Source organism: Jeotgalibaca sp. A122 (assembly GCF_052266715.1).
In the GTDB taxonomy this organism is placed as follows: Bacteria; Bacillota; Bacilli; order Lactobacillales; family Aerococcaceae; genus Jeotgalibaca.
Genome location: NZ_JBQPRB010000005.1, coordinates 182,855 through 203,493, shown reverse-complemented (window position 1 = coordinate 203,493; position 20,639 = coordinate 182,855). Strand labels below are relative to the sequence as shown.

At 40.0% G+C, this 20,639-nt stretch carries 21 protein-coding genes; 1 reads left to right on the top strand and 20 read right to left on the bottom strand.

What is annotated here, in order from left to right:
- Nucleotides 1-194 precede the first annotated feature (194 nt).
- The 3 genes from ACTU7M_RS07635 to uvrB all read right to left on the bottom strand — a co-directional run bounded on the left by ACTU7M_RS07635 (nt 195) and on the right by uvrB (nt 2,911).
- Nucleotides 195-368: a hypothetical protein gene (locus tag ACTU7M_RS07635; protein WP_443473790.1), complete on the bottom strand. Its 174-nt coding sequence runs from the start codon at nt 366-368 to the stop codon at nt 195-197.
- A gap of 154 nt (nt 369-522) precedes the next feature.
- Nucleotides 523-792, bottom strand: a complete 270-nt coding sequence (gene rpsO, locus ACTU7M_RS07630; RefSeq protein WP_443473789.1) for a 30S ribosomal protein S15 — start codon at nt 790-792, stop codon at nt 523-525.
- A gap of 130 nt (nt 793-922) precedes the next feature.
- Nucleotides 923-2,911, bottom strand: a complete 1,989-nt coding sequence (uvrB, locus tag ACTU7M_RS07625) for an excinuclease ABC subunit UvrB (protein WP_443473788.1) — start codon at nt 2,909-2,911, stop codon at nt 923-925.
- A 208-nt stretch (nt 2,912-3,119) separates the two neighbouring features.
- On the opposite strand from uvrB, the gene rpsT reads away from it, so the two are divergent.
- Nucleotides 3,120-3,374, top strand: coding sequence for a 30S ribosomal protein S20 (gene rpsT / locus ACTU7M_RS07620; protein WP_443473787.1), 255 nt, complete (start codon nt 3,120-3,122; stop codon nt 3,372-3,374).
- 48 nt (nt 3,375-3,422) lie between these two features.
- On the opposite strand, the gene holA is transcribed toward rpsT, so the two are convergent.
- From holA to ACTU7M_RS07535, 17 genes are all read right to left on the bottom strand, one after another.
- On the bottom strand, nt 3,423-4,445 hold the full coding sequence (holA, locus tag ACTU7M_RS07615) for a DNA polymerase III subunit delta (RefSeq protein WP_443473786.1): 1,023 nt from the start codon (nt 4,443-4,445) through the stop codon (nt 3,423-3,425).
- A gap of 31 nt (nt 4,446-4,476) precedes the next feature.
- Nucleotides 4,477-6,810: a DNA internalization-related competence protein ComEC/Rec2 gene (locus ACTU7M_RS07610; protein WP_443473785.1), complete on the bottom strand. Its 2,334-nt coding sequence runs from the start codon at nt 6,808-6,810 to the stop codon at nt 4,477-4,479.
- Nucleotides 6,773-7,300: a ComE operon protein 2 gene (locus ACTU7M_RS07605; RefSeq protein ID WP_443473784.1), complete on the bottom strand. Its 528-nt coding sequence runs from the start codon at nt 7,298-7,300 to the stop codon at nt 6,773-6,775. The genes ACTU7M_RS07610 and ACTU7M_RS07605 overlap by 38 nt, the downstream gene beginning before the upstream one ends.
- Before the next feature lie 85 nt (nt 7,301-7,385).
- Nucleotides 7,386-8,012 (bottom strand): helix-hairpin-helix domain-containing protein, encoded by a 627-nt coding sequence (locus tag ACTU7M_RS07600; RefSeq protein ID WP_443473783.1) that lies wholly within the window; start codon nt 8,010-8,012, stop codon nt 7,386-7,388.
- A gap of 381 nt (nt 8,013-8,393) precedes the next feature.
- Nucleotides 8,394-9,722 (bottom strand): FAD-containing oxidoreductase, encoded by a 1,329-nt coding sequence (locus ACTU7M_RS07595; RefSeq protein ID WP_443473782.1) that lies wholly within the window; start codon nt 9,720-9,722, stop codon nt 8,394-8,396.
- A 39-nt stretch (nt 9,723-9,761) separates the two neighbouring features.
- Nucleotides 9,762-10,262, bottom strand: a complete 501-nt coding sequence (coaD, locus tag ACTU7M_RS07590; protein ID WP_443473781.1) for a pantetheine-phosphate adenylyltransferase — start codon at nt 10,260-10,262, stop codon at nt 9,762-9,764.
- On the bottom strand, nt 10,262-10,834 hold the full coding sequence (gene rsmD / locus ACTU7M_RS07585; RefSeq protein WP_443473780.1) for a 16S rRNA (guanine(966)-N(2))-methyltransferase RsmD: 573 nt from the start codon (nt 10,832-10,834) through the stop codon (nt 10,262-10,264). The genes coaD and rsmD overlap by 1 nt, the downstream gene beginning before the upstream one ends.
- A 13-nt stretch (nt 10,835-10,847) precedes the next feature.
- Nucleotides 10,848-11,129 carry a YlbG family protein gene (locus ACTU7M_RS07580; RefSeq protein WP_443473779.1) on the bottom strand — a complete coding sequence of 94 codons (282 nt, stop codon included), beginning with the start codon at nt 11,127-11,129 and terminating at the stop codon, nt 10,848-10,850.
- Nucleotides 11,119-11,571, bottom strand: coding sequence for a YlbF family regulator (locus tag ACTU7M_RS07575; RefSeq protein WP_443473778.1), 453 nt, complete (start codon nt 11,569-11,571; stop codon nt 11,119-11,121). Before ACTU7M_RS07575 ends, ACTU7M_RS07580 begins: the two co-directional genes overlap by 11 nt.
- Nucleotides 11,561-12,583 carry a CAP-associated domain-containing protein gene (locus ACTU7M_RS07570; protein ID WP_443473777.1) on the bottom strand — a complete coding sequence of 341 codons (1,023 nt, stop codon included), beginning with the start codon at nt 12,581-12,583 and terminating at the stop codon, nt 11,561-11,563. Before ACTU7M_RS07570 ends, ACTU7M_RS07575 begins: the two co-directional genes overlap by 11 nt.
- Nucleotides 12,584-12,594: 11 nt before the next feature.
- The gene (locus ACTU7M_RS07565) at nt 12,595-13,812 is read right to left on the bottom strand and encodes an FtsW/RodA/SpoVE family cell cycle protein (RefSeq protein ID WP_443473776.1); all 1,218 of its coding nucleotides are present in this window, start codon (nt 13,810-13,812) and stop codon (nt 12,595-12,597) included.
- A 3-nt stretch (nt 13,813-13,815) separates the two neighbouring features.
- Nucleotides 13,816-14,115: a DUF1507 family protein gene (locus tag ACTU7M_RS07560; protein ID WP_443473775.1), complete on the bottom strand. Its 300-nt coding sequence runs from the start codon at nt 14,113-14,115 to the stop codon at nt 13,816-13,818.
- 161 nt (nt 14,116-14,276) lie between these two features.
- Nucleotides 14,277-16,127: a translational GTPase TypA gene (typA, locus tag ACTU7M_RS07555; RefSeq protein ID WP_443473774.1), complete on the bottom strand. Its 1,851-nt coding sequence runs from the start codon at nt 16,125-16,127 to the stop codon at nt 14,277-14,279.
- 192 nt (nt 16,128-16,319) lie between these two features.
- Entirely contained in the window at nt 16,320-17,096 is a 777-nt protein-coding gene (locus ACTU7M_RS07550; protein ID WP_443473773.1) for an inositol monophosphatase family protein, read from the bottom strand.
- An 11-nt stretch (nt 17,097-17,107) separates the two neighbouring features.
- Nucleotides 17,108-17,389: a UPF0223 family protein gene (locus tag ACTU7M_RS07545; protein WP_443473772.1), complete on the bottom strand. Its 282-nt coding sequence runs from the start codon at nt 17,387-17,389 to the stop codon at nt 17,108-17,110.
- Between the two features lie 110 nt (nt 17,390-17,499).
- Nucleotides 17,500-18,906, bottom strand: coding sequence for a dihydrolipoyl dehydrogenase (gene lpdA, locus ACTU7M_RS07540; protein ID WP_443473771.1), 1,407 nt, complete (start codon nt 18,904-18,906; stop codon nt 17,500-17,502).
- 7 nt (nt 18,907-18,913) lie between these two features.
- Nucleotides 18,914-20,551 carry a dihydrolipoyllysine-residue acetyltransferase gene (locus ACTU7M_RS07535; protein WP_443473770.1) on the bottom strand — a complete coding sequence of 546 codons (1,638 nt, stop codon included), beginning with the start codon at nt 20,549-20,551 and terminating at the stop codon, nt 18,914-18,916.
- Between the last annotated feature and the right edge of the window lie 88 nt (nt 20,552-20,639).

Below are 20,639 nucleotides of genomic sequence, written 5' to 3'. Positions count from 1 at the left end.
TAAAACCCTCACGTTTGTAAAGTAGTGCCAAGCATAGGAAGTCATAATCTATTATATCTTAAACATTGCCGTTTGACACGCAGAAATGAGTTTTAACCAAAAAACATTGTGCAAAAGTTCAATAAGGAATTCTGATCGGATATAACCTTCCGAAAGGATACAAGGTGTGTCTACAGTTCCAAGTTTCTTCCGGACTATTTTTTCCGCCACTTTTCCAGCCATTTCCTGAACAGGCTTGGTTTTGATACGATGACCGTCGCCTCATCCGGGCGGGCGTGCTCCTTTTGCACCGCTTGTTTGTCGCGTTTGCGTTCCGCGTTCATACCGCGTGTCGTGAGTTCGGTGTGTCGAGATATTTTGTGGTTCATGATCAATCCCCCCTTTTTTTGTTTATATTCATTATATATGAAATCGGAAATATTACATGTGTGATTAGTTATGTCCAACTCCCTATTCTCATAAAACCCTACTCTGCAAAAAAAAATGGATTCTCACGGGGAGAATCCATTTCATTAGTTATGATTAACGACGTAGACCTAATTTTTGGATTAGTTCACGGTAGCGAGCCACATCTTTGTTACGCAAGTAAGCTAACAAGTTACGACGGTGACCAACTTTTTTCATCAAACCACGGTATGAGTGGTGGTCTTTCTTGTGTACACGTGCATGTTCGTTCAAGTGGTTGATTTCTTCAGTCAATACAGCGATTTGTACTTCTGGAGAACCAGTATCCCCTTCGTGAACAGCGTATGCTTTGATGATTTCATTTTTACGTTCTTTTGAAATTGCCATTCTTTTTCACCTCTTCTTTTATAATGCCTTAGTCTGAGAAATGCGTTGGTGATTCGCAAAACCAAGAAAAAGGTTCGTCATTTAGACTAGGCTATAATACCGCATTTATAATAAAAGCGCAAGTAAAATATTACAAGCCTTTATACTCTGATTTCAGTTCCAGAATAATATCACGTAATTCTGCAGCCTTCTCGAAGTTCAATTCTTTAGCTGCTTGTCGCATTTCCATATCAATTTGATCCAGTAGTTCTCGTCTCTGTTCCCTATTCATGGCTTTGAAGATTTCATAGGTACTTCCTGTTTCACCAACATCCTCCGGTGCATGGGTGATGGCGATTAAGCCGCGTACTTCTTTAATAATGGTCTTGGGTGTAATGCCATGTTCTTTATTGTAAGCTTCTTGAATGCTACGACGACGGCTGGTTTCATCCATCGCCTTTTTCATTGAATCCGTTATTCTATCAGCATACATGATGACACGGCCGTGCTCATTACGTGCTGAACGACCAATCGTTTGAATCAATGCCCGCTCACTTCGCAAGAAACCTTCTTTATCGGCATCTAATATAGCTACCAATGAAACTTCCGGAACATCCAAACCTTCTCGTAACAAGTTGATTCCAATTAGGCAGTCAAACTCACCTAAACGTAAATCGCGAATGATTTCGGTTCGTTCCAACGTTTTAATATCGCTGTGTAAGTACTTAACTTTAATGCCCACTTCCTTCAGATAGTCGGTCAGGTCTTCTGACATTTTCTTCGTCAAGGTCGTAATAAAGACGCGCTCGTTCCGCTCTGCCCGCACGTTGATTTCGCCAATAAGATCGTCGATTTGCCCTTTAATTGGACGGACTTCAACAATTGGATCCAGTAAGCCGGTCGGTCGAATAATCTGTTGAGCAATTTGATCGGTTTTTTCGTATTCATACGGACCAGGGGTTGCTGAAATATAGATGATTTGATTTACATGATTCTCAAACTCTTCCAATTTCAAAGGACGGTTATCGAGTGCCGATGGAAGACGGAAGCCGTAGTCAATTAATTGTTGTTTTCTAGCTTTATCTCCATTATACATACCTCGAATTTGTGGCATGGTCATATGGGATTCATCTACCACAATTAAATAATCTTCCGGAAAGAAATCCAGTAGGGTATAGGGTGCTTCTCCTGGTTTACGTCCATCCATGTGCCGTGAGTAGTTCTCAATACCGTTACAGTAGCCCATTTCCATTAACATTTCCATATCATAATTCGTACGCTGTTCCAGACGTTGGGCTTCCAATAAACGGTTATCTGCCCTTAACTCGGCTAAACGCTCTTTTAATTCAGCCCGTATCGTATCCACTGCATGTAATGTCTGTTCCTCATTTGCCACAAAGTGAGTGGCTGGAAAAACAGGGAAATGGTCGACGTCGTTTTTTATTTCCCCCGTTAAAACGTCGATTTCCCGGATGCGATCAATTTCATCCCCAAAAAATTCGACCCGTATTGCTTCACTGTCTCGTGAAGCGAGGAAAATTTCAACGACATCCCCACGAACCCGAAAGCGCCCCCTTTGAAAATCAATATCGTTGCGTTCAAACTGCATATCAACCAAACGCCTTAATAAATCATTGCGCTCCATTGTCATTCCTTTACGAATGGAAAGAACGTGATCACGGTAGTTCATCGGGTTTACTAAACCATAGATACACGAAACAGACGCCACCACAATTACATCGCGTCTTTCTATTAAAGAACTGGTCGCAGAGTGGCGCAATTTATCGATCTCATCATTGACACTGGCTTCTTTTTCAATAAAAGTATCGCTGGATGGGACATACGCCTCTGGTTGATAGTAGTCATAGTAACTGACAAAATATTCAACAGCATTATTAGGAAAAAACTCCTTCAACTCGCTATATAATTGGCCGGCCAAGGTTTTATTGTGCGCTAACACCAAAGTGGGTTTATTAACTTCTTGAATAACGTTGGCAACCGTAAAAGTTTTACCAGTACCGGTTGCACCCAATAAAATTTGGGCATCGGTACCCTTTTTCAAACCCTCAACTAACTGTTGAATGGCAGTCGGTTGGTCTCCACTCGGTTGGTATTGCGATTCTAATTTAAATTGATCCATTTGTTATGATTCTCCTTACATACAAACCCGTAATATGTGCTCACTCTATTCTAACACCAGAACATTCATTCGCCAACTATCAAGCATTATGAAAACAATTTGGAGTATTTCCACTTTTTATTGCATTTAACTTGGAATTTCTGTATAATATGGCGTGTTGGCAACAATTGTCTGACTAAACAGAAATACCGAAAGAGGGGTGAACCCAATGCCAAATATCGAATCAGCAATCAAACGCGTTCGCACAAGCGAAAAAGCAAACGAATTGAACAATACTCAAAAGAGTGCTATGCGTACTGCTATCAGAAAATATGAAGCAGCCGTAGCTGAAGGTGCAGAAAACAGCGAAACTCTATTACAAGCTGCAATCAAATCAATCGATTCTGTAGCTTCTAAAGGTCTAATCCACGCTAATAAAGCAGCTCGTGACAAATCACGTCTTGCTAAAAAATTGAACAAATAATTTTCATGAAAAAACAGACCGTTTAGGCGGTCTGTTTTTTTGTGTTCATCAAGTATTGGCATATTTCAACATGAATAATTCAAATTGAACTTCTTTCATTCCATCTCCTGTTTTCATCTTCTCTTCTGTTTCGACTAACCCCAAATAAGCCTGCATGAGTTTCTGTCCGTCCATTTTACGGATTTGCTGACTTGCCAATTTAACCCGATAAGGATGTATTTTTAGGACTTTAGCCATATCTGGTTGTTGGTATCCTTGCTTAGATAACAAAAACACCTGAATCAACAACCGAAATTGTCCCAGTAGGATAGCGTTGATTTTGATGGGTTCTTCTTTTTGTAATAACAAATCCCGATAAATCCGAATGGCTTTTTCAGCATCTTTTTTCATTACGTACGTGACAATCTCAAAAATATTTTGTTCCAAATTACGCGGAACTAAATCCTCAACCATTTGTTTGGTGATTATTTTATCATCTCTGGCTGACAGGAATAATTTTTCTAATTCTTGCACGCCTTTGGAAAGTTGGTCTTCGATGCGTTCAAAGAAAAATTGTACTGTCTGGCGATCCATGTTGTAACCGGCATTTGCTATCATCTGACTAAGAAATTTGCGACTGGCATCTGCTTCTAAAGGTTTAACATCAATTGTTGTCGCATGCTTTTTAAGTAACTTGCTTATTTTTTTACGATTATCAAGCTTCTCATAAGGGGCAAATATTGCCAGGATGGTCGACTCAGAAGGATTCTCCAAATACGATTCCAACCAGGCAACATCATGTTCCAAATTCCCCTTGGGTTTCTCACCCGTCAAAAAGATAGGGTTATCGATAATGACAAGACGTCGTTCCCCGAAAAACGGTAAAGATTCAGCATCTTCCAAAGCATTCCCCAATGGGACTTCATCCATATTGTACATACCAACGTTAAGTTCCTGGTCTTCTTTCGGAACGACATATTCCATTAAAGCAGCCCTTGCTTCTTCTATGAAATAGGATTCCGTTCCTAACAACAAATAAATGGGATTAAACTGCCCCTTTTTAATATTAGCTATTTCTGTTGCGTAACTCATTCTTTCACATCACAATCGTCTTTTAATGCTCTTATTGTAGCATAATATCTATCCATTTTTCTTGTCCTTTAAAAATGTAATGGACCGCTCCATTCAAATCGGTCCGGTATATCCTGGTTGCATTTTCGTCCAACCGCTTGATTACTTCTGTGGTTGGATGGCCATAACGATTGTTTCTCCCCACAGAAATAAATGCAACCTCGGGATTTATTTGTTTTAAAAAGCTTTCCGAAGTAGATGTTATACTACCATGGTGTCCCACTTTCAAAATATCGACTTTTAAAGCGGGATAGCGTTTCATCAGCTCACGCTCCCCCTTTTCTTCCAAGTCCCCCGTAAAGAGCCAATTTAAACTGCCAATACGACTGTACAAGACCAACGAATCATTATTTTCCCCTGCTCGTTTAGTTTCGGGATTCAACACTTGAAAAATGAGTGAATCCACCCTGAACGTTTTATTGGAAATCAAGGGCACTATTGGAGGCAATTTTCTAATCTCTTTCATTTCCGCTTGAAACGTAGCCGTTTCTTCCATGCCACTGGCAATGAACAATTTATTTATCTTTATCTCATTGGCTAGATAACCAAGATTGCCAATATGATCTGAATCACTATGGGTCAGTAATACCGCGTCCAAATGCGTAACCCCTTCAGCTTTGATGGCCGATACCAAATCCCGACCATGCTTATCACTGCTCTCTCTTATTTTCCAGGCAGCTTCTTCACTATTGAATGAAACGACTCCCCCCGTATCAATCAGTACGGTTTGTTCCCGATAAGGCATTTTAATTAGAATAGCATCTCCCTGTCCCACATCCAGCATAATAACGCGCCCTTCTGGATTAATAAGGGGAAGTAGGTAAAAACCTGTAAAGCCACCAATCAGGATCAAAGTCATTGTATATTGATATTTTCTCTGCTCAATTGCCGTCAAAAAAATGATTATGATGATTCCTAACAATAGATACCAGATAAGTCCAGGCCTTCCCGTTATCATCAATAGCCAGTTGGCATCTGCAAGCCATTGTGAGCATTTTTCCAAATATTCCAACAGAAAAGCCACTTTTTGTGTGAGCAGCGAAACAACAGAAACAGGAAAACGCAATAAAGACAGCATGGCTAATAACCAAAAGACGGGGAAGAGCAAACTGGAAAAAAAGAAACTGAAAAGAATGTTAACGAACATCCCTATCCATGTTATTTCAAAATAATGGTAGCTCAGGAAAAGCCCGGATACTGTCGTCATCATAACAGAAAGCAACAAATCCTTGATAAAGGCATGACGTTTCATCCCCTTGAATCTTGGACTCAAAAAATACAATAATCCCGATAATGTATAACTCAGCTGAAAAGCAATACTAAAAACAAGATAAGGGTTTTGCCATAAAGCGAATAAGATGGCAAACGCAAAAGCATCCTTTACATCCACCTCTTCTCCCAACACACCTGAAACCAGGAGAACAGCATGTGTAAACAATGCCCGGAAAACACCTATACCTCCTCCGGTTAGAAAGCCATAACAGAGGACGGTGACCAGTAGTAGCGGACGTGTCGTTTCTCTGGTTATTCCGATGCGCAGTAGACCATACTCCAGTGCTGAAATCAAGAAATGAATGTGCATGCCTGATATCGAAAAGATATGTAAGATACCAATCTTTCGGTAAGCTGTCATTGCTAAGCGTTCAATATCATCCGTTTGATTGAACAACATTGCCATTATATAATCAGCCGTTTTATCATCCGGTAAACCTTTTTTTAGATAACGTAATGACTCTGTTCGAAATTTAGAAAAATAACCGTTAAAAGCGGTGTCGGCCGTAATCGATGAGATTTTTTCTATTTCTACGGTCCAATGGATACCCTTTCGGTAGAGGTATTCCTGATAATCGAATTGAAAACGGTTTGTTGCCGATTCAGGTTCTTCCAAAATAAAATGAGCTTGTACATGAACAGGAATCGTTAAATCAAGCCAATACGCTTGTTCCTCTTCACTTTGCATCTGATGGTAAAAGGCAACTGACTCATCCAATAGCCACCCGGTGCCACTCAAACTGTTTCCATTCACTCTATATTCATTGGGATCAATGCGAATAATTCCACTTTTTATTGCAGGTGTTAAAATCGTTCGATTTGTGACTTCATTCAACACCGTTAGAGTTCCGGTAATGATTAGAATAATGAGTGTGCTTAACCAGAGTGGTCGAAAACGCATGGCAAAAGTACGCGCCACAAACAACCCAAAAATCCCCCAAGCGAACCCATTTTTAGGAGACAAAATGAGAACGATGAGGGAAATGGCTGTTAAACTGCATAATAAATAATAGCCTTTATTCTTTTGGATGATGTTCTTGGCAGCAAGTGTCATATCCGGTTGTGCCCTCCGCTTCAATTGGAGGCATTTCAGTTAAGGATTTAAAATATTCAGGATTTAAGGAAACTTGTTCGTAAGGAATATTCATTTTATTTAACAAAGCAATTGCATATTCATGGTTATGATAATCCCTCAAGTAATAGATTTTTTTAATCCCCGCTTGAAGAATCATTTTCATACATTGCAAACACGGGAAATGCGTAACATAGATTTCTGCGCCTTCAGTCTGAACCCCGAATTTCGCACACTGCAGAATGGCATTCATTTCAGCATGGATGGTTCGTAAACAGTGTCCGTCAACTATATAACAACCCTCATCAATACAATGGGCATCCCCAGACACAGAACCATTATAGCCCCCTGCAATAATACGCTTGTCGCGAACAATTGTTGCGCCTACTTCCAATCGTTTACATGTACTTCTCAATGATAATAAAACTGCTTGTGCCATAAAATATTGATTCCAGGGAATTCTTTGTTGCATCCACCCATCACTCCTTTTATTCCATCATACACCATAAAAAAAGTGATGCCACCTATTTTTTTATCCTTGTCCAGAATGCTCCGATTTAATTTTTAACTGATATAAGCTCTTTAAAAGAATCAAACGTTTTTTGTCCAATCCCACTGACATTCATGATATCTTCAATTGTTGTGAAAGAGCCATTTTCACTACGATAACTTATGATTTGCTGGGCTTTCTTTCCCCCTATTCCGGGCAAAGTTTGGAGTGCCATTTCATCAGCTGTATTTATATTTATTTTTTCATTGTCAGTTGTTTCAGACCCTGGAATCTGGATTGAATCAGCTGGTTCTGTTTCACTCTCTTCTCCTTTCAAAGGAACATATATCAGCATTTGGTCCATAAGGTGCTGGGCAAAATTAAGATGGCGTGTTTCCGCATCTGGCAAGATACCACCAGCCAAATCAATGGCATCTTGAACCCGCATATTTTTAGCGACTTCATATATACCAGGTTTGACTACTGCGCCTTTAACATCCACTACCCAAAAAATCGGCTCTAACTCTGAGGAAGTCTCACTCATTACTTCAACTTGGGACTCCATTAACCAAGAATTGGGTGGCTCCTCCGTTTCTTTCGTATTCGAAGATAATATGATAAATATGATAACGATTAGTTGAATAAGACCTATGCTGGCAAGAATGAGAACCCGCCATTTTTTATATTTCTCCACTGTTTCACCTCCTATGTATATATAAGCAAAAAAACGCAAAAAGTTTTATTTTGCTCAAAATTATTTTCAAAGTAATTGGAAAAACAAAAAACCACCCGGTTACGGGTGGTTTGCAAGTCAGGCTCTATAATATTGGTTCTATTATTTATGGTGTTGGTAGGTATTCTTCTCGGAAATCCCGAAGGACGGTAGGGTTGCTTGTGGCCGTGTCAAGGATGCAATGCGAAAGTAGGGACCGTTGATGCTTCAGCGTCTACGGTCCCTTTGAGGCTTGCAAGCCCGGAGACTACAGGCTCAGGGCGGTCCCACGGCAGTACACAAGCAAACACGCAGGCCGAAGGGCATTTCCTTCACCAACACCAGATAACCAAGAACCGCAAGTTATTGAAATAGGTCATTCAAGTTTTCTGCCATCGTTGGATGCGTGAAAACCTGGTTTTTCAGCACCGTTGACGATAAATCATTATCCATCGCCAGTTTGATAATATTGATAATCTCTGGTGATTCTTGGCCAAACAAGCTAGCACCCACGATTCGATTGCTTCCTTCTTCAATGACGGCTTTGAAAAGACCGCGTTTGTCATTTATGACATGCGCTCTTGGCATTTTAGCCACTGGCAGGACATTTGTCTTCACCAGAAGTCCAGCTTCAATAGCCTCTTCTTCTGTTAGACCGACACGAGCGAAAGGCGGTTCGATAAAAACACTAGAGGGCAAATTTTTTCGTTCTGCCAAAGTATACGCATGGTCTCCATAGAGATAGCTGTTGATGATACGCGCATCATCCAGGGAAGCATAGGTGAATTGCTCTTCTCCTCTTACATCTCCTAATGCAAAAACATTATCAACGGAAGTACGAAGAAATTCATTTGTCCAGATACCGCCGTTTTCCGTTTGTTTAATTGAAGTGTTTTCTAGTCCCAATCCCTCAACGTTTGGTTTACGACCAGTCGCGACTAATAACACATCAAAAGTATACATTTCGCCGGCTTTTGTTTCCAAATGAATACCACTATCATCATTGTGAACAGTGACAACTTCGGTTTCCAGTAAGAGTTGAATATCACGATTCGCCAACACTTCCAGTATTGCTTCACGAATCTCAGGCTCTTCCCGCTTCAGGATTTTGGAACTGGACTCAATCAACGTGACTGCTGATCCAAATCCGGCATAAATGGAAGCAAATTCCAACCCAATATTCCCAGCACCCAATATCCCCAACGTCTGTGGCACTGTAGGCAACTCCTGCAGTTGCGTTGAATCATAAACAAAATTGCTGTCCTTTAATCCAGCAATGTCCGGCAAAATACTTTGCGCCCCAGTGTTAATAAATACCAGTTCTCCAGTCAATTCAATACTTTCGTCCCCACCACGTACGACGATTACTTCATCATTTTTAAATGAACCTTCACCAAAATAAATATCAACAGTATCTTCATTAGCGAGATTGGCGTAGTTAGTTTCATTGAGCTTTTGAACAACAAGATTTCGGCGTATGAAAGCTTGGTCAAATGATATCCCTGTCGCTGAATCAACAGCAAGTACCTTAGTAGGAATGCAGGCAATATTTATACAGGTACCGCCTGTCATTGCTTTTGTCTTTTCGATAATCGCAACTTTTTTTCTCGATGTTGCAAATTGTTTGGCTAATGTTTTCCCAGCTTTGCCCCATCCGATAATTATTACATCATAATTCAATGCCTCATTCATCTCCTTGAGTGAAAACTTGAATAGCAACCACTAAAATATTTATTTATTTTTTTGCCCCGCATACTTTTCAATTACTGCTGCATTAACTACGGGAGGCAATAATTCGGAAACATCGCCACCGAACATTGCTACTTCTTTAATTAGACTGGAACTCAGGAATCGATAGCGATCCGAAGCCAGAATAAAAACAGTTTCCAACTCTGGAAACTGAGTCCGATTCATCATTGCTATGCTCTCTTCATATTCAAAGTCTTTAACGTTGCGAATCCCGCGAATCAGAGCGGTTGCTTTTAATTTTTTGGCCATATCAACCGTCAAGCCACCTGTATGACGTACAACCCGGACATGGGGTATGTCGGCCAAGACTTTTTCCGCCAAAGCTACGCGCTCTTCTCCATTAAAAAGTGATTGTTTAGTAATATTTGTAGCCACAGCCACAACCACTTCATCAAAAAGACGCGAAGCTCGCGTCAAAAGATCTACATGGCCATTTGTTAAAGGATCAAAACTACCTGGAAATATTGCTATTTTTTTATCCATTACTGCACACCTTCCTCTTTTCCTTCAAAAACTTCTATTGCTATCGTTCCATATTCAACCCGTTTCCGTTTGTAGAAGGAGTCGATTTCTTCAGGAAGTGAGTTAATACGATCCATTTCACATACCAAAGTCGTATTCTCATCAATCAAATGGTGTGCCAACAATAATTGAATGTCTGCTTCTGTTTTTTCTGCTTTATAGGGCGGATCTATAATCACAAGTTTAAATGTAATACCAGGATTCGTCTCAGCAAATTGAACCAAATTTTTCCGGGAATCGCCTATCATCACCGTAAATTTTTCAGGTTCTTTGGTCTTTTCAATGTTTTCATGAATAATCTGGATTGCTTTTCGATTCTTTTCAGATAGTAAAGCATGATCGATTCCACGGGATACTGCCTCGATTGCTAACCCCCCACTACCAGAAAACATGTCAAAACAATAGCCCCCATCAAAATAGGGGCCAATGATATTAAAAATGGATTCTTTAACCTTGTCTGTTGTGGGTCGTGTATTATCACCTGGCACAGCCTTCAATGGCCGCCCTTTATATTCACCTGCTATAACACGCATAACTATTCCCCCGTTATGATTCTACTGTCTCATTTTTTTTCTTGAACTGGCTCAAGCTGTCAGAAAATGTCATATCAATATCGGGTCGATATGACCTCTCAACTTTACGTACATAATGTAAACTATTTAAATGTTTGATTTTTTCTTCTATCTGATCTTTATCGACATACATCACAATATATTTCAGACGGTTTGAAACGTAATGGATATAGCCAAAACGTCGAAGGTTTTTCAATTGACGCAATGTATATACCCAAATAATGATGCCTTGTCTTTTGGTTGCTTCAAAGCTCAATATCTTTCCTCTTTCCTAAATGAATTTCACATGCTGCCGGCAACCCAATCATTGATAATGAAAAAGCATCCCCAGCAGAAACCAAAATATTTTCAGATACTGCTGTAGCTAGTTTCTTTGCAATCAAATCCAGTTGAACTTGCAAATCTCTTTCGGCAATGCGGTAATTGTAGATAACATCATCCAAGTCCATTTCACGCTTTGATGCAAATAGTTTAGTACGCAGTTCTTTAAATCCCGGCGCATATGATCCGTATGCTTCTATTTTTTCAAATTCAGTTTTTATATGGTTAAAATGCCTTATTTTTTCTTGCGCTTCCTCGGAGTCTTCTAAAGCTTCTTTTGCGAGCTTGAAAGTGTGCATCGCAACAGAATTTCTAATAAGTGCCAGCATGCGCTCACATTGCGATTCAATGGCAAATAATTCTTCATTAATAATCATCTGAACCCACCTTTCCAGATTCAAATACCAACACTAAATCATCATTTATTTTCGTGATTGAAAAAGCGGTAAATCGTGAATTGAGAAGTAGTCGTCGGTTAGTTTCATCCAAAAATAATAATCCAAATCGCATAGCCGGATCAATTATTTCATCACCGATTAAAAATTCGACAGTTTTCCCTTCATTTTCTACTCTTAGCTTCGTTTCTTCGGACAAGCCCTTAAAAGTAAGCGAATTTAATCCTTCTTCCTTTAAAAGTTCCTGACCATATATGGATAATGCTTCTGATTTAACAAGAGAAGCAGTCTCAAATTCGTTGCGTACCGCATTTATATAATGCTCCATCAAGTGGTTTGATTCATTGGCGCTTACACGCTTTGACGTCGAGTCATTGCCCGCAATTTCGTAGTAATTTAAGCCCAGCAATGTCTCCGGAGATAAATAGCGAATGCCATAAATTTCATGAGTTTCTGGATGGAAATACAACACAGCGAAGCTATTATTGTCAAACTGGACTAAGGGGAAGTATTCCCATTCTTCTCTTTTTAATGTAAGAGAGTATTGTTGTCCATGAGCCTTAAAATCGAAATGATTGCCTAATGCTGTCTCATCATAAACATTTTGGCGATTCATCCCTATCTGAATGGCACCGGTCTGGATATCACTCCCCAGTACAAAAAGAGACTGAATAACCTCATCCTGAATTTCGAGTTGAATAAATTCACTTAAATCCAAGTGGTAAGTCCACCAACTCTTACCTTCAGCCTCATCGGAATAAACCTTGTCAGGATCACCATGACGGTCTACATAAGCTTGAACAGGTTGTCCCACATAATGTTCGAAGCCACTGACGGGCAACGGGTATACTGTATCGTCCGCATTCATCGAAGTCGCATAATTAGGATTTGTAGTTATCGGCTCAGATACTATCTCCCGTTCACTATACAAAATGGGGACGTAATACAGCCCCATTATCAACAAAGCAAATAATAAAAAAAATTTCTTAAACAAATAGTACCATCCTAATCCAATCGCGCATGTATTAAACGATCATTAATATATATATTATTGACGATGGCCAAAGCAACAGAAGAAACAATCAAACTGGATCCACCGTAGCTTACGAAAGGAAACGTGACCCCGGTTAAAGGTAAAATCCCTACTGCTCCTCCGACATTAATCGTACCCTGTACAAGGAACAGTGTCCCCATTCCAATACAAACCAATTGTCCAAAAGAATCCTTTATTCCTAAACTAATTTTGAAGATACGGAATACGAGATAAAAGAAAGTCAATAGAACCAACAATACCCGTATCAATCCCAGTTCTTCAGCCATAATTGGAATAATGAAGTCTGTATAGGATTCGGGTAGATAGCCTGTTTTTTGCACACTTTCGCCGATTCCTACTCCAAATAGTCCCCCCCTTGCCAAAGCATAGAAAGAATTTACTAACTGGAAGGAAGAATCTTTAGCATCCGCAAAGGGATCAAGAAAAGCCGTGAAGCGGTCCATCATATACCCGGGTAGAAATGGCAAGCCGCCTTGCCATTTAATTAATCCAATAAAAGCTAAGTAAAAAGCGATGACCCCACCAAACGTCATTAACCCTATCCAAAATGGAAGTCCACTCATCAAAAGCATCGTTAAGCAAATCGCCCCAATTATAATGACCCCACCCATATCGGGCTGGATTAAAACTAAAAATAAAAGCGTGACGATAACTAGAATGGGTTTTTTAGCCACTGCGAAAATCTTTTTAAATATATTTGTACCTTCAGCTGACCGTATATCAGCAAACTTCTCCTCATTTCTTGAGAGGAAGGTAGCGAGATACAAAACCATAATAATTTTCAGGAGTTCGGATGGCTGGACGGAAAAAAGTCCTAAATCTATCCAAGCACTCGCGCCATTTACTGCTATTCCTTTTAATAGTACATAAAGGAGTAGAAAAAATATGACAACGAGACTCGTTCCCAAGAACTTTGTCGAGGTAAACAGTCTTTTCGATAGTGTGGAACCCAGAAACACAACCAGCAAACTTCCGACTGAAAATATAAATTGTCTGATTAAAAAATATTCTGAATTATTAAATTGACTCATGGCGAAGTAGCTACTGGAGCTATAAACCATTAAGATCCCGGTTCCTAATAATACCAAATACGGAATAATCAGCTTCCAATCTGACAGCTTAATTTTTCGTTTTACACTGGAAAATACGGAATTTTCTGTTTTATTCATAACTTATTCCCCTTTAAATTGCGGGTTATTCTTATTCTGTTCATAGTAGTTGGTATACATGTTATTTAAAGAATATTCCAAATCACTCAAAATCTTCATACCTGCATTTTGGTCCAATACACCTAATTTTACGGCATAATCAATTTGTTTTGATAGGCCGTATAATTGCGTATCTACAACTTCCTCAAAGGCCGGACAGGCTGCAAAACACAGATGTTGTTTTTGACTATCGATTAGGGTATAAACTTTTTCAGTTTCATCTATCAATAATTGAAATGCCAATTCCCTCGTTATCGCGTCCATCTTTATTCCCCTCCAAGCATTTATTGAGTCTTATTTATTATAGCACATAAGTTTACAGCACATGAAACCATTTTAGTTGCCACAACACCCTTATGCATGTCTGAAAGAAAAGACACCCCTCATATCGAATGTCATCGAGATGAGGGGTGTCCTATATTTTATTAGTTTTCGCCTTCTACTGCTTTTTTCTTACGTTTTGCAGCTTTTTCACGTTCGTTTTTATCCAGAATTTGTTTACGCAGACGGATAGATTTTGGTGTGATTTCACAATATTCGTCTTCGCCCATGAATTCCAAAGATTCTTCTAAAGTCAAGATACGAGGACGTTTGATAACGTTCGTTTGATCTTTATTAGCTGAACGGACGTTAGTTTGTTGTTTAGCTTTGGTGATGTTTACAGCAATGTCGTTTTCACGGGCATTTTCACCAACAACCATGCCTTCATAAATGTCAGTACCTGGTTCAACAAAAATTGTACCACGGTCTTCAACACCCATGATTCCGTAAGTTGTTGCTTTACCAGTTTCAGTAGAAACAAGTGCACCGTTACGACGGCCGCCAATTTTACCTGTTAATTCTGGTAAATAAGAATCAAATGTATGAGCCATGATTCCGTAACCACGTGTCATAGACAAGAATTCTGTCGTATAACCAAGCAAACCACGAGAAGGAACAAGGAAAATAAGACGTACTTGACCATTACCTGGGTTAACCATATCTTGCATTTCACCTTTACGCAAGCTCAATGATTCAATAACAGAACCCATGTATTCTTCAGGGGTATCGATTTGCACACGTTCAAACGGCTCACATCTAACGCCATCGAAATCTTTGATGATTACTTCTGGACGGGATACTTGCAATTCAAAACCTTCACGACGCATGTTTTCAACCAAGATGGACAAATGAAGCTCTCCACGACCGGAAACAATCCATGCATCTGGTGAAGCTGTGTTTTCTACAAGCAATGAAACGTCTGTGTGCAATTCTTTCATCAAGCGCTCTTCCATTTTACGGGAAGTAACGAATTTACCTTCACGACCAGCAAATGGTGAGTTGTTTGTCAAGAAAGTCATTTGTAATGTTGGTTCATCAATATGCAAGACAGGCAAAGCTTCTTGATGGTCAACAGGAGTAATTGTTTCACCCACATAGATATCTTCCATACCTGAAACGGCGATCAAATCACCAGCAACGGCTTCGTTGATTTCTATACGATCTAGACCGAAGTAACCGAATAATTTTGTGACGCGGAAGTTTTTAACTGTACCATCAAGTTTCATCAAGGAAACTTGGTCACCAACCTTGATTGTTCCACGGAATACACGTCCAATACCGATACGGCCAACGAAATCGTTGTAATCCAACATCGCTACTTGGAATTGAAGTGGTTCATCAGAGTTGTCAATAGGTGCTGGAATATGTTCCAATACCGTATCAAAAATAGCATCCATTGATTCTTCTTGATCGGCTGGGTTATCAGACAAGCTTGAAGTACCATTTAATGCAGAGGCATAAACAACCGGAAATTCCAATTGGTCATCGTCTGCGCCTAGTTCAATGAACAATTCCAATACTTCATCCACAACTTCTGCAGGACGAGCAGTTGGTTTGTCGATCTTGTTAATAACAACGATTGGAATCAATTTTTGTTCCAAAGCTTTTTTCAATACAAAACGTGTTTGCGGCATTGTTCCTTCGTAAGAATCGACAATAAGTAATACACCGTCAACCATTTTCATGATACGTTCTACTTCTCCACCAAAGTCCGCGTGACCTGGTGTGTCCATGATGTTGATGCGGTTTCCTTTATAAGAAACTGCAGTGTTTTTCGCTAAAATTGTAATACCACGTTCTTTTTCAATATCATTGGAGTCCATTGCGCGTTCTTCAAGATTCGCACGTGCATCCAAGGTATCAGAATTTTTCAATAACTCGTCAACCATTGTCGTTTTACCGTGGTCAACGTGGGCGATAATCGCGATATTTCTAATATCTTCTCTTAATTTCATTTATTATTCCTCCGCTTGTTTACTGCCAAAAAGAAAGACCCCAACTTTGATTAGTCTAAGGGTCGCTCAACTGGTTACGGAAAATATTGTCTCAATATTTTCACTTATCTCAAGTACTTTTTCAACTGTTACATTGTACCATGGCAGCTTTTGTTTGGGAAGAGAAAAGCTTACTATGGAAAAATATTGTTTTTAATTGATAAACTTACTTACAATTTCCTGGTGAGTCGTTGAATTTGCAATGATTATAGGATTTTTTTCCATTAGATTGATTGGTAAGCCGTCTGTACGCGTGAAACATAAGCCAAGTTCTGTCCCTAACATGTAACCAGGTGCAATGTCCCAAGAATTTAATGGCGTTGTGACGTAAGCAGAAACACGATTCGTTAGCACCTGAACCATTTCCAACCCGGCCGATCCGATCAAACGAACTCCTAATGCTTCCTTCACGATTTTATTGGAAGTTTCGGGCTGAAGCATCACCATTTTTGTATTTAAGGCTACCAGGCCATCTTTTAAGGTATGGTTGGGTACAGGTTCTAGTATTTCGTCATTACAACGAACACCATGCCCTTTAACCCCATGATAAACCCTTTTATTGATAACATCATTTATAAACGCTAAAACGCCCTCCCCATCATTAAATAGAGTCAGCATCGTACAAAAATTACTTTTTTGTTTAACGTAATTCAGCGTGCCGTCAATTGGGTCAATTATCCAGATGAAACCCGAGAGGTCGTTAATTTCATCATAAGTTCCCTCTTCCCCATATATTTTGTGATCAGGGAAATTCTCACGAATTTTATTGACATAGAATGCTTCAATAAAACGATCCATTTCGGTTACTAAATCACTGGGCGCTGACTTCTCTTCGATCTTAATCGAGGTATCAGTTAAGGATTCACGTAATATATCTCCGGCTTCATTTACCCACTCACGAACCATTTCGGCCATTGCTACATAATCCATACTGCATCCCCCTACTTTCTTTGTTTATCCATATTAATGGTTTTATTTTCATTTTGTGAAGCTTTAACCACTTGGTACAATGAATAGCCGGAAATTTTCTCAAATGCATTGCCCAATTGTTTTTCTTCACCTTTAGAAGGAACAACCTCTTTAAATGCACGATATTTTTTTATAAATTCTTCACGGCTAATCCCACCCTCATAGGCAGATTCGACTGCATTCCACAAAGACACCACTTTCACCATCTCTGCGTGTGTCCAATCTAAATCAAGTGGATAACTATAATTTTTCATTCGTAACCTCCACAATAGTTTCTCTAATCATAACACAGAATAACACCTCTTTTAAAAAAGAAAACCCAGAAACAAGACAAAAGTCCTGTTTCTGGGTTTATACAAGCATCTTAAATATGGATTGGTAATCCCAATGCCAATTCTGCAGCATCCATAACTGTTTCAGATAGGGATGGGTGAGAATGGATTGTCAATGCAATGTCATCTGCGTTCATGCCTGATTCAATTGCTAAACCTAATTCAGCAATTACGTCAGATGCGCTCACGCCGGCAACTTGTGCACCAACGATAACATTGTCTTCTTTAGTCGTTACTAAACGAACGAACCCTTCAGTAGCGTTCAATGACAACGCACGACCGTTACCTGATAATGGGAATTTATGCCCTTTAACGTTCAAGCCTTTTTCTTTTGCTTCTTTTTCAGTCAAACCAACTGTAGCCAATTCAGGATCTGTAAAGGCAACTGCAGGCATTGCTGTGTAATCGATAGCAGCTGGTTTGCCAGAAATTGCTTCAGCAGCAATTTTAGCTTCATAACTTGCTTTATGAGCAAGAGCAGCCCCAGGTGTGATATCTCCGATAGCATAGATGTTCTTGACGTTTGTGCGTCCTTGGTTATCTACTTTAACTAAACCACGTTCAGTCATTTCAACACCTACTACTTCCAAACCTAAATCATCTGTGTTTGGACGACGACCAACTGTTACCATTACGTAGTCAGCTTCGATTGCTTCTTCTTTACCAGCTGCTTCATATTTAACAGTTACGCTGTCTCCGTTATCAACAGCCTCTTTAGCCATTGCATTTGTTACATAGTTGATACCTTTATCTTTGAATGATTTTTCAACAAGTTTAACCATGTCTTTTTCAAAAGATGGCAACAATTGTGGAGAACCTTCAAGAATTGTTACTTCTGCACCTAGGTTTGCGTAAGCTGTTCCTAGTTCAGTACCAACAACCCCACCACCAACGATAACTAGTTTCTTAGGAACTTCTTTCAAGTTCAAACCACCAGTTGAGTCGATGACACGTCCGCCAAATTTGAAACCTTTGATTTCGATTGGGCGACTACCAGTTGCAACAATTGCATTTTTGAAAGTATATGTTTGAGCAGCATCTTCAGTGAAAACACGCAATGTGTTTGCATCATTAAAGAATGCAGTCCCCATGATAATTTCAACCTTGTTTTTCTTCAACAAGTAAGTAACCCCACTTGTCAGAGTGTTAACAACTTTGTTGTCTTTCCATTCTTGTGTTTTTGTAAAATCAAGTTTTACATTTTCAGCAGTCACTCCGAAAATTTCAGAGTTCAAAGCTTCTTGATAACGGTGTCCAGCAGCAATCAAAGCTTTTGAAGGAATACAACCAACGTTCAAACAAACGCCGCCGATCCATTCCCGTTCGATAATTGCTACTTTTTGTCCCATTTGTGCAGCACGGATGGCAGCCACGTAGCCACCAGGTCCGGAACCAATCACAACTGTATCTAATTCAACTGCGAAATCGCCTACTACCATTCTTAAATCATCCTTCCATCAATAATAATTCTGGATCAGCTAACAAACGTTTGATGTTGTTCAAAGCTTTTTGAGCCGTCGCACCATCAATCGCACGGTGGTCATAGCTTAGGGAAAGTTTCAGTACGCGTCCCACTGCCAATTCACCTTCAGCATTCACGATTGGTTGTTGTGCGATTGTCCCGATACCCAAAATAGCAACTTCCGGGTGATTGATTACTGGTGTGAACCAACCGCCACCTACTGAACCGACGTTACTGATAGTGATGGAACCATTTTTCATTTCGTCAGCTTTTAACTTACCGTCATGCGCTTTTGCAGCCAATTCGTTGATTTCGTCAGCGATTTGGAACATGCCTTTAGAGTTTGTATCTTTAACGTTTGGAACAAACAAGCCAGCATCTGTATCTGTTGCGATACCGATGTTAAAGTAGTTTTTGTAAACAATCTCGTTTGTTGCATCATCGATAGAAGCGTTCAAGATTGGGAATTCACGTAATGTAGCAGTCAATGCTTTCACAACGTATGGTAAGAAAGTAAGTTTTGTGCCTTTATCTGCAGCAATATCCTTGAATTTCTTACGGTGATCCCATAGTTTAGAAACTTCAACTTCGTCATGGTGCGTAACATGTGGAGCAGTATGTTTAGAGTTAACCATTGCTTTAGCAATAGCTTTACGCATACCTGTCATTGCTACACGTGTTTCCATTTCGCCTACGTTTGAAGTGTATGGTTGTGCTGGAGCTGCTTCTTTTGCTGGAGCTGCCGCTGGTGCTTGTGCTGTGGCTGTTTCTGCAACTTTTTCTGCAGGAGCTGCCGCTGGTGCTTGAGAACCAAAGTTATCAATATCAGCTTTCAAAACGCGTCCACCTTTACCAGATGGTGCAACTTGGGTAATATCCACGCCTTTTTCACGCGCATATTGACGAACAGATGGCATAGCCAAAACACGTTTGTTTGGATCTGCTGCCGCTGGAACGCCTGTAGTTGCTGGTGCCTCTGCTGATACTGGAGCTGCTGCAGGAGTAGCTGCTTCTGCTGCTGGTGCAGTTGCTGCTGCGTCGTTGTGTCCTGGTGCATCGATTTCTACCAAAACATCACCAATCACTGCAACGGAACCTTCAGGAACTACAATACGAACAATTTTGCCTGTAACTGGAGATGGAATCTCTTCTACAGATTTGTCGTTTTGGATTTCAACTAATGTATCATCTTCGTTGATTGTGTCGCCTTCTTTAACTGGCCATGAAGCAACTTCGCCTTCCATGATTCCTTCGCCAAGTGCTGGCAATTTGAATTGGAAAACGCCGCCTGAAGCTGCTGGTGCTGCTGTTTCAGCCGCTGGCGCAGGTGCTGCTGCCGGAGCCGCTTCAGCTTTCGGTGCTGCCTCTTCTGTATCTTCGTATCCAGGTACATCGATTTCAACTAATACATCACCGATAACCGCAACTTCACCTTCTGCAACCACGATTTTTGTGATTGTTCCAGTAACTGGAGATGGAATCTCTTCTACAGATTTGTCGTTTTGGATTTCAACTAATGTATCATCTTCGTTGATTGTGTCGCCTTCTTTAACTGGCCATGAAGCAACTTCGCCTTCCATGATTCCTTCGCCTAATGCAGGCAATTTGAATTTGTAAGCCATTATCATATCATCCCTTCGATTGTATCTTTACCTGTTTGCTCTAATAAACAGGGAAAAATACAGTTCTTAATAAACTGTATTTATCCTG

Excerpts from the sequence above, each read along its gene's own strand:
- rpsO (WP_443473789.1), bottom strand. The coding sequence starts at position 792 with ATGGCAATTTCAAAAGAACGTAAAAATGAAATCATCAAAGCATACGCT.
- ACTU7M_RS07550 (WP_443473773.1), bottom strand. The coding sequence starts at position 17,096 with ATGGATTATGTAGCAATGGCCGAAATGGTTCGTGAGTGGGTAAATGAA.
- ACTU7M_RS07610 (WP_443473785.1), bottom strand. The coding sequence starts at position 6,810 with ATGACACTTGCTGCCAAGAACATCATCCAAAAGAATAAAGGCTATTAT.
- rsmD (WP_443473780.1), bottom strand. The coding sequence starts at position 10,834 with ATGCGTGTTATAGCAGGTGAATATAAAGGGCGGCCATTGAAGGCTGTG.
- uvrB (WP_443473788.1), bottom strand. The coding sequence starts at position 2,911 with ATGGATCAATTTAAATTAGAATCGCAATACCAACCGAGTGGAGACCAA.
- holA (WP_443473786.1), bottom strand. The coding sequence starts at position 4,445 with ATGAGTTACGCAACAGAAATAGCTAATATTAAAAAGGGGCAGTTTAAT.
- coaD (WP_443473781.1), bottom strand. The coding sequence starts at position 10,262 with ATGGATAAAAAAATAGCAATATTTCCAGGTAGTTTTGATCCTTTAACA.
- rpsT (WP_443473787.1), top strand. The coding sequence starts at position 3,120 with ATGCCAAATATCGAATCAGCAATCAAACGCGTTCGCACAAGCGAAAAA.
- ACTU7M_RS07595 (WP_443473782.1), bottom strand. The coding sequence starts at position 9,722 with ATGAATGAGGCATTGAATTATGATGTAATAATTATCGGATGGGGCAAA.
- ACTU7M_RS07575 (WP_443473778.1), bottom strand. The coding sequence starts at position 11,571 with ATGATTATTAATGAAGAATTATTTGCCATTGAATCGCAATGTGAGCGC.
- lpdA (WP_443473771.1), bottom strand. The coding sequence starts at position 18,906 with ATGGTAGTAGGCGATTTCGCAGTTGAATTAGATACAGTTGTGATTGGT.
- ACTU7M_RS07565 (WP_443473776.1), bottom strand. The coding sequence starts at position 13,812 with ATGAATAAAACAGAAAATTCCGTATTTTCCAGTGTAAAACGAAAAATT.
- ACTU7M_RS07545 (WP_443473772.1), bottom strand. The coding sequence starts at position 17,389 with ATGAAAAATTATAGTTATCCACTTGATTTAGATTGGACACACGCAGAG.
- ACTU7M_RS07560 (WP_443473775.1), bottom strand. The coding sequence starts at position 14,115 with ATGGACGCGATAACGAGGGAATTGGCATTTCAATTATTGATAGATGAA.
- ACTU7M_RS07635 (WP_443473790.1), bottom strand. The coding sequence starts at position 368 with ATGAACCACAAAATATCTCGACACACCGAACTCACGACACGCGGTATG.
- ACTU7M_RS07605 (WP_443473784.1), bottom strand. The coding sequence starts at position 7,300 with ATGCAACAAAGAATTCCCTGGAATCAATATTTTATGGCACAAGCAGTT.
- typA (WP_443473774.1), bottom strand. The coding sequence starts at position 16,127 with ATGAAATTAAGAGAAGATATTAGAAATATCGCGATTATCGCCCACGTT.
- ACTU7M_RS07535 (WP_443473770.1), bottom strand. The coding sequence starts at position 20,551 with ATGGCTTACAAATTCAAATTGCCTGCATTAGGCGAAGGAATCATGGAA.